8 protein-coding genes are annotated in these 7,586 nt (G+C 64.3%); 6 read left to right on the top strand and 2 right to left on the bottom strand.

Annotated elements, in window-relative coordinates:
- Positions 1–454: 454 nt before the first annotated feature.
- From OC446_RS22590 to OC446_RS22570, 5 genes are all read left to right on the top strand, one after another.
- Positions 455–1,687, top strand: a complete 1,233-nt coding sequence (locus OC446_RS22590; protein ID WP_410055114.1) for an alpha/beta hydrolase — start codon at positions 455–457, stop codon at positions 1,685–1,687.
- A gap of 203 nt (positions 1,688–1,890) precedes the next feature.
- Positions 1,891–2,643 (top strand): aquaporin Z, encoded by a 753-nt coding sequence (gene aqpZ, locus OC446_RS22585; RefSeq protein ID WP_262031264.1) that lies wholly within the window; start codon positions 1,891–1,893, stop codon positions 2,641–2,643.
- Positions 2,644–2,761: 118 nt separating this feature from the next.
- Complete coding sequence (locus tag OC446_RS22580) at positions 2,762–3,685, top strand: formylglycine-generating enzyme family protein (RefSeq protein WP_262031266.1); 924 nt, start codon at positions 2,762–2,764, stop codon at positions 3,683–3,685.
- A gap of 80 nt (positions 3,686–3,765) precedes the next feature.
- A complete protein-coding gene (locus OC446_RS22575; RefSeq protein ID WP_262031263.1) occupies positions 3,766–4,287 on the top strand; it encodes a hypothetical protein in 522 nt (173 codons plus the stop codon).
- A 5-nt stretch (positions 4,288–4,292) separates the two neighbouring features.
- Entirely contained in the window at positions 4,293–4,769 is a 477-nt protein-coding gene (locus OC446_RS22570; RefSeq protein WP_262031262.1) for a YidH family protein, read from the top strand.
- 122 nt (positions 4,770–4,891) lie between these two features.
- Here the strand turns inward: OC446_RS22570 and OC446_RS22565 are convergent, their stop codons facing one another.
- Positions 4,892–5,110, bottom strand: a complete 219-nt coding sequence (locus OC446_RS22565) for a hypothetical protein (RefSeq protein ID WP_262031261.1) — start codon at positions 5,108–5,110, stop codon at positions 4,892–4,894.
- Between the two features lie 181 nt (positions 5,111–5,291).
- On the opposite strand from OC446_RS22565, the gene OC446_RS22560 reads away from it, so the two are divergent.
- Complete coding sequence (locus OC446_RS22560; protein ID WP_262031260.1) at positions 5,292–6,842, top strand: arylsulfatase; 1,551 nt, start codon at positions 5,292–5,294, stop codon at positions 6,840–6,842.
- 63 nt (positions 6,843–6,905) lie between these two features.
- Here the strand turns inward: OC446_RS22560 and OC446_RS22555 are convergent, their stop codons facing one another.
- The gene (locus OC446_RS22555) at positions 6,906–7,538 is read right to left on the bottom strand and encodes a response regulator (RefSeq protein WP_262031259.1); all 633 of its coding nucleotides are present in this window, start codon (positions 7,536–7,538) and stop codon (positions 6,906–6,908) included.
- Between the last annotated feature and the right edge of the window lie 48 nt (positions 7,539–7,586).

Raw genomic sequence — 7,586 nt, 5'->3', positions numbered from 1 at the left:
CGTCATGGCCGCACTCGTTGCGGCCACCCACGTCTTTGGAACCGCACCGTCACCAAGGCGTGGATGCCCGGCCCAGGGCCGGGCATGACGATGGAGCGACAGCTCTGTCATCCCGGGGCCGCGCAGCGGAACCCTGGACCCAGGGTCGCCGGCGCGGCAGAACCAACCCACAACTCTCCGCGGCACTGGTTTCCCGCCTGCGCGGGAAGGACGGCGTTGCGATGCCGGTGCCTCATCCTGTACCCCATTCCACATCGCCGATGCCCCCAGGGCCGGAGGCCGACAGCCGCCCGCTCTCCCGGCAAACCTAAATCGATCACCCGCGGAACAGCGAATTTGTGCGTTCACGCTCGACAAGCGCGACAACCTGATGAAGATTTGCCCGGGCACGACACCGGGGAACGCGAACCGAATGCGACGGTCAGGACGAGAAGGCGGCGGTCACACGCCGCTCATGAAGGCTTCGAGCGGGACCCGGCGCCGCATCATGGCGGCCGCCGTCGCGCTCGGCCTCGCCGGATGCGCCGGCCCCAAGGGTGTTCTGCTTCCCGTGGCCGGGACGGTCCCCGGCGCCACCAAGGTCGACATGCTCGTCGCCACGACCCGCATGAGGGCGACGGATCCGCAGGAATTCTATTCGGGCGGCCGTGGGCCGGAACTGTCTTTTGCCGAATTCACGATCTCGATCCCGCCCGCGGCCAATCGCGCGGCCGGCGAGGTGCAATGGCCCCAGAGCGTACCGGGCAATCCTGCCACGGATTTCGTGACCCTGAAGGCGGACATCATCGACCGCAAGCAGGCGACCACCTGGTTCAACCGCACGGTTAGGACCGTACCGCAGCGGCGCGTGCTCGTGTTCATTCACGGCTTCAACAACCGCTTCGACGATGCGGTCTTCCGCTTCGCCCAGATTGTCCACGACGCCGGAACGCCCGTGGTGCCGGTGCTGTTCACCTGGCCGTCGCGGGGCAGCGTGCTGGCCTATGGATACGATCGGGAGAGCAACACCTATTCCCGCAACGCCCTCGAGAACACCCTGCGAACGCTGGCGAGCGACCCGGCCGTCGGGGAGATTTCGATCCTCGCGCATTCCATGGGCAACTGGGTGACCCTCGAGGCGCTGCGCCAGATGGCGATCCGTGACGGCCGCGTGGCGCCGAAGATCCGGAACGTGCTGCTGGCCGCTCCCGACGTTGACGTGGACCTGTTCCGCGAGGCGGTGCTCGACATGGGCAAGGCCCGCCCGTCCTTCACACTCTTCGTGTCGCAGGACGACCGGGCACTGGCGATCTCCCGGCGCATCTGGGGCGACGCGGTGCGGCTCGGCGCCATCGACCCGGAGCAGGAGCCGTATCGCAGCGACCTGGACAAGTCCGGCATCACGGTGCTGAACCTGTCCAAGCTTCGAACCGGCGATCCCCTGAACCATTCGAAGTTCGCCGAAAGCCCGGAAGTCGTGCGCATGATCGGCAAGGAACTGGCCGAGGGCCAGACGCTCACGGATGCCCGGGTCGGCATCGGCGACAGGATTATCCAGGTCACGACGGGCGCCGCAGCCGCTGTCGGCACGGCGGCGGGCCTCGCCGTCTCGGCCCCGGTCGCGGTCGTCGACCCGCGGACGCGCGAAAACTTCCAGGGACACGTGGAAGGACTGGGCCAAACCGTGTCGGGCACGCTCACCCCGTAGCGCGGTCAGCCCCCTACTCCGAAGAGCGCTCGCTTTCGGTGTTTTCCCGGCCTTCCCTCAGGTGTTCCCCCAATTCCGCTTTTGCCGCGGCTCCCTAAGCTCAATCGCATGGGACCCAATCTTGCGCGAGGCGACGTCGGCATGACGGGCGGCGCTGCCCGAGGGCTCCGGCACGTCCGCGCGCCGACATGAAGGAGGACAGCATGGATCTCCACAACAGCCGCAACATCCACAAATGCGTCGCCGAAGGCATCGGCACCTTTTGGCTCACCTTCGGCGGCTGCGGCAGCGCGGTGATCGCCGCGAGCTTTCCCCAGGTCGGGATCGGTCTGCTCGGTGTTTCGCTCGCCTTCGGCCTGACCGTGCTCACCATGGCCTATGCCATCGGCCACATCTCGGGCTGCCATCTCAATCCGGCGGTGACGGTCGGCCTCGCCGCGGGTGGGCGTTTCCCGAAGCAGGACATCGCGCCCTACATCGTGGCACAGGTGATCGGCGCCATCATCGCGGCCTTCGTGCTGTATCTGATCGCCTCCGGGGCTCCCGGCTTCGACCTGACGAAGGGCTTCGCCGCCAACGGCTACGGCGCCCACTCCCCCGGCCAGTACAGCGTGATCTCCGCCTTCGTGGCCGAAGTCGTCCTGACCATGATGTTCCTGTTCATCATCATGGGCGCGACCCACGGCAAGGCGCCGGCGGGCTTCGCTCCCATCGCCATCGGCCTCGGGCTGACGCTGATCCACCTCGTAGGCATTCCGATCACCAACACCTCGGTGAACCCGGCCCGCAGCACCGGCCCCGCCCTCTTCGTGGGCGGTTGGGCGCTGGCGCAGCTCTGGTTGTTCTGGGTGGCGCCACTCATCGGCGGAGCGCTGGGTGGCGTACTCTATCGCTGGCTCAGCGAGGAACCGTCCGAGCAGGTCACGGGCGTCACGCCGCCGGCACCGGCCGAGTGAGCGTCACGTCTCGCCATCATCCTGAACTGCATGGCATGAGGACCAGGAAGCCATGACCTTCGCCGAACCCGACACGACCGAAGCCGCTTCGTTCCGAGGCGAAGCCCCGGCTCCGAACATGGTCTGCATTGCCGGCGGCACGTTCCGCATGGGCTCGGACCGGCACTATCCCGAGGAAGCTCCCGTCCACCGTGTGACCGTCGACGGTTTCTGGATCGATCGGACGCCGGTCACCAACCGGGAGTTCAGACGCTTCGTCGAGGCGACCGGACACGTCACCTGTGCGGAGCGCAGCCCCGATCCCAAGGATTATCCCGGCGCGCTGCCGGAGATGCTCAAAGCCGGCTCCCTCGTCTTCACCCCGCCGGACTACCCGGTCTCCCTGGAGGACTGGAGCCAGTGGTGGTCCTTCACCTTCGGAGCGAACTGGCGCCGGCCCTATGGGCGCGGATCGTCGATCAAGGGTCTCGACGACCATCCCGTCGTGCATGTCGCCTATGCCGATGCGGAGGCCTACGCCGCCTGGGCGGGCAAAAGCCTGCCGACCGAGGCGGAATGGGAACACGCCGCCCGCGGCGGGCTCGACGGCGCGGAATTCGCCTGGGGCGACGAGCTCACGCCCGGCGGTCGCCACATGGCCAATACCTGGCAGGGTGCCTTTCCATTCCAGAACAAGCGCGAAGACGGCTACGAGCGCACCTCGCCTGTGACCACGTTTCCGCCGAATGCCTACGGCCTCTACGACATGATCGGCAATGTCTGGGAATGGACATCGGACTTCTACACGCCGAAGCATCCGGCCGATGCTCCCAAGGCGTGTTGCATCCCCGAGAATCCACGCGGCGGGCGCGAAGGCGACAGCTACGACCCGTGCCAGCCGGAGATCCGCATCCCGCGCCGGGTGCTCAAGGGCGGGTCGCACCTGTGCGCCCCGAGCTATTGCCGCCGCTACCGTCCCGCCGCACGCCATCCGCAGCCGGTCGATACATCGACAAGCCATGTCGGATTCCGGTGCGTCGTCCGGCGCCGGAGAACATCATGAGATAGCGTTTGTCCAGGGATGGACAGGGAGCTCGAGGCAGGTGTCTTGCCGCCTCGACCACGTGAGACGAGGAGAGGTTCGTGGCCGATCGGACGGTCCAGGCGACGTCCCGAAGCGCCAGGTTGATCGCCTGGCTCGCGGTCGCTCTCATGGCGATCCTGATCGTGATGGGGATCGCCTGGTACGGCATATCGCTCGATGTGGAACGGCGGATCTGGCACAACGTCGTTGAACGTCCGAGCGGCCCCATGGCATTCCGGTTCCTGCTTCAACCGGCGATGGCTTTCCTGGCAGCCCTGCACGACGGGATCAACGACGCGAGGCTCGGACGTCTGCCCTATTTCCGGACGATCCTGCGCGATCCTATGCGGCGGACGCAGCGGATCCGCGAGGGCTTCCTGTCGACGGGGCGCATCATCCTGCTCGGCCTGGGGATGGACGCGATCTACCAGTACAGGGTCCTGAACACGTTCTTCCCTGGTGAGATGGTGCTGGTGGCGCTTCTGCTCGCCTTCGTTCCCTATCTCCTTTTTCGCGGCCTCATCACCCGCATCGCACGCTGGTGGTTTCTCCACCATTCGCACCCCGGGCCAACGAGGTGAGCGCCATGGACCCGATCGTGCCGAAGCCCCCCGTCGATGCGCAGTCGGCCTCCGACACGATTTCGGTCGAGCTGTCATCTCGACGGACCGGAATGTCGTTCCAGCGTACCCGCATGAGCGCCGACAGGACGTTGATGTCCGTCATCCGCACATCGCTGTCTCTGATCAGCTTCGGCTTCACGATCTACCAGGTCTTCGAGAAGCTCAGGGACCAGCAACTGCTGACCGGCGCCCGCCCGGAGCGGAACTTCGGCGTAGCTCTCGTCGCGCTTGGCATCGCGATGCTGGTGATCGGGATCGTCTATCACGTCCAATTCATGCTCGGCCTGCGCAAAGAGCGCACGGCGATGAAGGTTGCGGGTCTCATTCGCGCGGAGAGCAAGTTTCCGCCGTCGCTCACGCTGATCACCGCCCTGGTGCTGCTGGTGATCGGCGTCGCGGCGATCACCAGCATGGTCTTTCAGGTCGGGCCATTCGTTTGAGGAGGGACCGGCCCGTCCCCTTGAACCCCTCCCAATCCAAGGAGCCGGTCATGACACCTAAGCCCCGAGAGCCTCCCGATACGAAGGGCGGACCGAGAACGCGTCCAAGACACCGGATTGTCCTACCACCCGCCCCAGGGATTGAAGTTGATCACATGCGCCAAGGAAGCAAAGCGTCGGCTGCAGACCAGGTGATAGTCGCCGGTCAGCCCCTTTGCCCCGTCGGGGTCATTCCTGAACTCCACGCGCTTCACCTGCTCGCTCGGCAGGATCGGCTGCCTGCAGGACCGACACGTAGGGCCGTTCCATCCGCCATAGGAAAACTTGTCGTCAAGAAGCACGCCACTCTCCAAACTCTTCACGCGCCTCGCCTGTCCCGGGACAGGCTGTCACGAGATGTCGCGCGAGGCCGATCAACAGATGCCGACAACGTTGCGTCCCGCCTCTTGTTCCGGCCTGTCTGCCGTCGGCGGGCAGGAAAACAGCTAAGCAATCCAGAGCTTTACAATGAGGAGCACCGTCATGGCCAAATCGCCTAAAGACCGCAAGCCGAACATTCTCGTCATCTGGGGGGATGATATCGGCATCTCCAACCTGAGCTGCTACTCGCACGGCCTCATGGGCTACCAGACGCCCAATATCGACCGCCTCGCCAAGGAAGGCATGATGTTCACCGATTCATACGGCGAGCAATCCTGCACCGCCGGGCGTTCGTCCTTCATCACGGGGCAGAGCGTCTATCGTACCGGCTTGTCCAAAGTCGGCATGCCCGCCGCGCCCGTCGGAATGAACGACAAGACCGTCACCATCGCGGCATTGCTCAAGGAGCAGGGTTATGCGACGGGCCAGTTCGGCAAGAATCACCTCGGCGACCTCAACCATATGCTGCCGACCAATCACGGCTTCGACGAGTTCTTCGGCAATCTCTACCACCTCAACGCCGAGGAAGAGCCGGAGATGTACGACTACCCCAAGAAGGAGGAATTCCCTCACTTCCGCGAAATGTTCGGCCCGCGCGGGGTGATCCATTCCTGGGCGACTGACAAGGACGATCCGACGGAGATGCCCCGCTGGGGTAAGGTCGGCAAGCAGAAGATCGAGGATACAGGTCCCCTCAACAGGAAGCGCATGGAAACCTGCGACGAGGAATTCGCCGCGGCGGCCAAAGACTTCATCAAGCGCCAGAACGATGCAGGCACTCCGTTCTTCGTCTGGCTGAACACGACCCACATGCACTTCATCACGCATACCAAGCCGGAAAGCCTGGGCCAGGCCGGGCGCTGGCAATCGCCCTACCATGACACCATGGTGGACCACGACAAGCTCATCGGCGACGTCCTGAACTATCTGGATGAGCTCGGCATCGCGGACGACACGTTCGTGATGTACTCGACCGATAACGGACCACATCGGAATACATGGCCGGACGGCGCCACGACTCCGTTCCGGAGCGAGAAGAACACTAATTGGGAAGGTGCCTTCCGCGTGCCGCTGATCGTGCGCTGGCCCGGCAGGATCGAGGCGGGCTCGATCTCCAACAGCATCATCCAGCACCACGACTGGCTGCCGACCTTCCTGGCCATGGCCGGAGCACCCGATATCGTGGAGAAGCTGAAGACCGGCTATGAGGCGATCGGACGGACCTATAGGAACCACATCGACGGCTTCAATCTGCTGCCATACCTGACCGGCGAGACGAAGGAGTGCCCGCGCAACTTCTTCTTCTATTTCAGTGACGACGGCGACATGCTCGGCATTCGTTACGACAACTGGAAGCTCGTGTTCATGGAGCAGCGCATGCAAGGTACGCTCGGTGTCTGGGCGGAACCGTTCGTTCGGCTGCGGCTGCCCAAGATCTTCAATCTCCGTACCGACCCGTACGAATTCGCGCCGGTCACCTCCAATACCTATTACGACTGGATGATCCACAACGCCTATTTCGTTTACGCGGCCCAAGCTGCGGCGGCGAAGTTCGCGGAGACCTTCAAGGACTTTCCGGCGGTTCAAAAGCCGAACACCTTCACCGTCGGGGACGCCTTGGCGAAGATGTCCGAAGGGGCAAGCGGCGACTGAAAGGGGCCTGCCGGGCGGCCGTCGCGCCGCCCGGCAGGCTCGGAATCAGTCCAGCAGATTGCATTAGGGCTCGACTAGCTTGTTGCGGATCGCATACCGGACCAGGGTCGCTGTCGAATTGACGTTGACCTTGCGCATGGCCGAGGCACGGTGGCTTTCAACGGTCTTTAGGTTGAGGCCGAGGATCTGCGCCACCTCCTTGTTGCTGTGGCCTTCCGCGATGAGCTGAACCACGCCCCGCTCCCGGGCCGTCAGCGCGCCGTCGGCGGCGTGGCCCTGTGACAGGAAAGCGTTCAGAAGCGCCTCGGAGATGCGTCCCGTGAAGAAGGGCTTGTGTTGCGACAGGGACTCGACCGCCGCGATCAGAAATTTCCGGGCGTCCGATTTCAGCAAATAGCCGCGGGCCCCTGCTTCGAGCGCCTCGCGCAGCAGCAGCTCGCTCTCATGCATGGTGAAGATCAGAACTTCCGTCTGCGGCCTGATCGCGCGGATCTCACGCGTCGCATCAACGCCGTTGAGAGCGGGCAGCTGATAATCGAGAATGGCCACGTCCGGCCTGGTCTCGGCGACCAGCTCAACGGCCTTGCGCCCGTCTTCGGCCTCGGCGACGACCTGCCACCCGGTTTGGCTGCTCAGGATGGCATTGAGCCCCGAGCGAACCACATCATGGTCATCGGCGATCAGGATGCGCGTCATGGTCGGTTGCGCCCTCCCCAGGTTCATTTTTTATAACCTAAAAGCGTG

It is taken from the genome of Microvirga sp. Mcv34, assembly GCF_024519725.1.
Lineage (GTDB): Bacteria > Pseudomonadota > Alphaproteobacteria > Rhizobiales > Beijerinckiaceae > Microvirga.
Note: the sequence above shows the minus strand (reverse complement) of the source record. Positions and strands in the feature narration are given on the sequence as shown.